The sequence below is a fragment of the Saccharopolyspora sp. NPDC050389 genome (assembly GCF_040655595.1).
GTDB lineage: Bacteria > Actinomycetota > Actinomycetes > Mycobacteriales > Pseudonocardiaceae > Saccharopolyspora.
On sequence record NZ_JBFAKG010000004.1, the window covers coordinates 1 to 2538 of the forward strand.

3 protein-coding genes are annotated in these 2538 nt (G+C 66.9%); 2 read left to right on the top strand and 1 reads right to left on the bottom strand.

Going from position 1 to position 2538, the window contains the following annotated elements:
* Positions 1–135: 135 nt before the first annotated feature.
* Entirely contained in the window at positions 136–753 is a 618-nt protein-coding gene (gene wrbA, locus AB0I53_RS03340; RefSeq protein WP_358595695.1) for an NAD(P)H:quinone oxidoreductase, read from the bottom strand.
* Between the two features lie 161 nt (positions 754–914).
* Here wrbA and AB0I53_RS03345 point away from each other — a divergent pair, with 161 nt between their 5' ends.
* Entirely contained in the window at positions 915–1388 is a 474-nt protein-coding gene (locus tag AB0I53_RS03345) for a MarR family transcriptional regulator (RefSeq protein WP_358595698.1), read from the top strand.
* 176 nt (positions 1389–1564) lie between these two features.
* The gene (locus AB0I53_RS03350) at positions 1565–1975 is read left to right on the top strand and encodes a DUF6228 family protein (protein WP_358595701.1); all 411 of its coding nucleotides are present in this window, start codon (positions 1565–1567) and stop codon (positions 1973–1975) included.
* Positions 1976–2538 lie beyond the last annotated feature (563 nt).

Sequence of the window (2538 nt, forward strand, 5' to 3'; positions counted from 1 at the left end):
CACACTGCGAGGGCCTGAGCCCGGTGCAATACCGGGCCCAGGCCCTCGCTGCCTAGACTCTCAATTACCGAGTCCAACTTCCGGGGCCCACTTCAGTTGGTGAGGGGCGCCCTTCGCGTCGAGCCCGATGGCGGGTCAGGCGTTGGCGCCGGCCTTGAGGGCCTTGGCGACCGCCACGACTCGCTTCGCCTGCACCGCCGCCGCGGCGCGGGTGACGTCGTCGACCTTGTTCGCCCCCTGGGCGTCCACGTGGCTGGTGCCGTACGGGTTGCCGTCGGCGAACTTCGCGCCGTCGGTGTAGCCCGGGGCGACCACGATGCCGCCGAAGTGGTGGAAGGTGTTGTAAAGCGCCAGCAGAGTGGACTCCTGGCCGCCGTGCGCGGTGGAGCTGGAGGTGAAGCCGCTGTAGACCTTGTCCGCCAGCTGCCCCTGCGCCCACTGGCCGCCGAGGGTGTCGATGAACTGCTTGAGCTGCGAGGCGATGTTGCCGAAGCGGGTCGGCGAGCCGAACAGCACCGCGTCGGCCCACACCACGTCGTCCGGGGTGGCCTCGGGGATGGACTTGGTGGCCTCGACGTTGGCACGCCACGCCGGGTTGCTGTCGATCGCCGCGTCGGGCGCGAGCTCCGGGGCGCGCCGCAGCCGAACCTCGGCGCCGGCCGCCTCGGCCTCGGCGACCAGGGTGTTGGCGATCTCGGTGCCGGTTCCGGTGGCCGAGTAGTAGATGACGCTGACCTTCACGGGGGTGCTCACTGTCGGACTCCTGTTCAAGGGGCTGGGCGGCTGCATCGGAACCAGTCGCTCATCTCTTTCATGGAAGACAATACTCGGAGCACATCTTCTCCGCAAGAGATTTCCTGGCGAGCTGTTTCAGGTAGACTGGCGGGGCCGCATACACAGGAGGGAGCATCCCGGTGAACAGCAAGACCGGCCCGGATCCGTGCACCGATGACGACGAGATCATCACCTGGTGGGGACTGGTGATCGAGGGCTACCACGTCACGCAGGAGCACATCGACGCCGAGATCGGCGAGCGCTTCGGGCTCCCACCGGCCTCCTTCGAGATCCTGCTCCGCCTGGTCCGCACGCCCGATCACCGGATGCCCATGACGAAACTCGCCCGCGAGGCGGCGTTGAGCAGCGGCGGCTTCACCAAGGTCGCCGACCGCCTCGCCAAGGCCGACCTGATCCGCCGCGAGCCGTGCGACTCCGACCGCCGGGTCACCTACGCGGTCCTCACCGACCACGGCCGCGACATCGCCGAGCGATCCCGCGCGGCGTGCGCCGAGATCCTGCGCAAGCGCGTCCTGGCGCCGCTCGGCAAGGCCGACTCGGCCGCCCTCGCCGAGGCCATGCGCACCCTCCGCGCCGCCAACGCGCCGGAATGAACCCGAGCCAGGAGGCGCCCAATTTTGCCTAGAATCGGGCGCTCTCCCGGCTCGGTTCGCGACACCCGGCGGGGACACATCCCGCCGCAGTCGCGACGTGGCGACCGGGGCGCGTCTCGCGGGTGGCTCGGAATCGAGTTCGCGGAGCGGTCTCGGCTGTCCGTAGTGTGCCCGGCATGGTGCGCATCGGCTCTGACCACGAGCATCTCGACCTGACGCTCATCAAAGCTGATCGGCTGACGCTTGCGGCCACCGTTGTCGGATCTGGCATCAAGGCGACCCATGTGGTTCAGCCGCACTACTCCGACGAAGGGTTCGGAGACCTGGCCGACTACTTCACGGCCCTGGAGCAGGCGTGGCGCGGATGGGACGGCCCGCGTTCGTGGAGATCGCTTGAGGGAGAGCTCTCGCTGACCGCGAGTCACACGGGCAGTCATGTCCTTCTTCGCGTTGAGCTCGAGAACGGCCCCTTCAACGGGACCGCCGAGTGGACGGCCCGGCTCGACCTGATCATCGACGCCGGCGAAGAACTCTCCCACGCGGCAGATGGCGTTCGCGACGAAGTCGGTCCCTCAGCGCGCAAGTAGAGCCTGAACCCACCGAAGAACCGCTGCGGCCCTTGTACGCCTCGGCGCCGCAGGGCACTCGGCGAAAGTCGGCACCTCCGCCGCGCATCCAAGTTCAACGTCCATAGTGGACGAGCATCTAATCGGATTTCCCAAGAATTTCACAGAATTCACATTCTTGAATGTGCGTCACATACTTGACTAGACCCGATCGACTGCCCTAGTTTTGACACCAAGGTCGGGAGGTGACGCGGAATCCGCGTCCACCAGCCGGGGGTTCGTTCATGTCTGGCGGCGGGAGCGAACCCCCACCCGACCACCTTCCGCGTCGGGCAGGCGTGAAGAATCCGCCACCGACGCGAGAAAACCCCTCTGCATCAGCGCTTTCAATCATCAGCGTGGCCGGAATCCTGCCGACCAGTGTGGACTCGAATCGAGCCACGCCATAGCGTTCGCGCGCCGAGCAGGCCGTGTGTGGTTTTTTTGTGGGTTTTTTAAGAAAAAAAAAAAAAGCCCCGGCAACCCCCCCCGCCCCACCCCCCGCCCCCCGGCGCCAAGCCACCCACAGCGCCCGGGAGAGATAG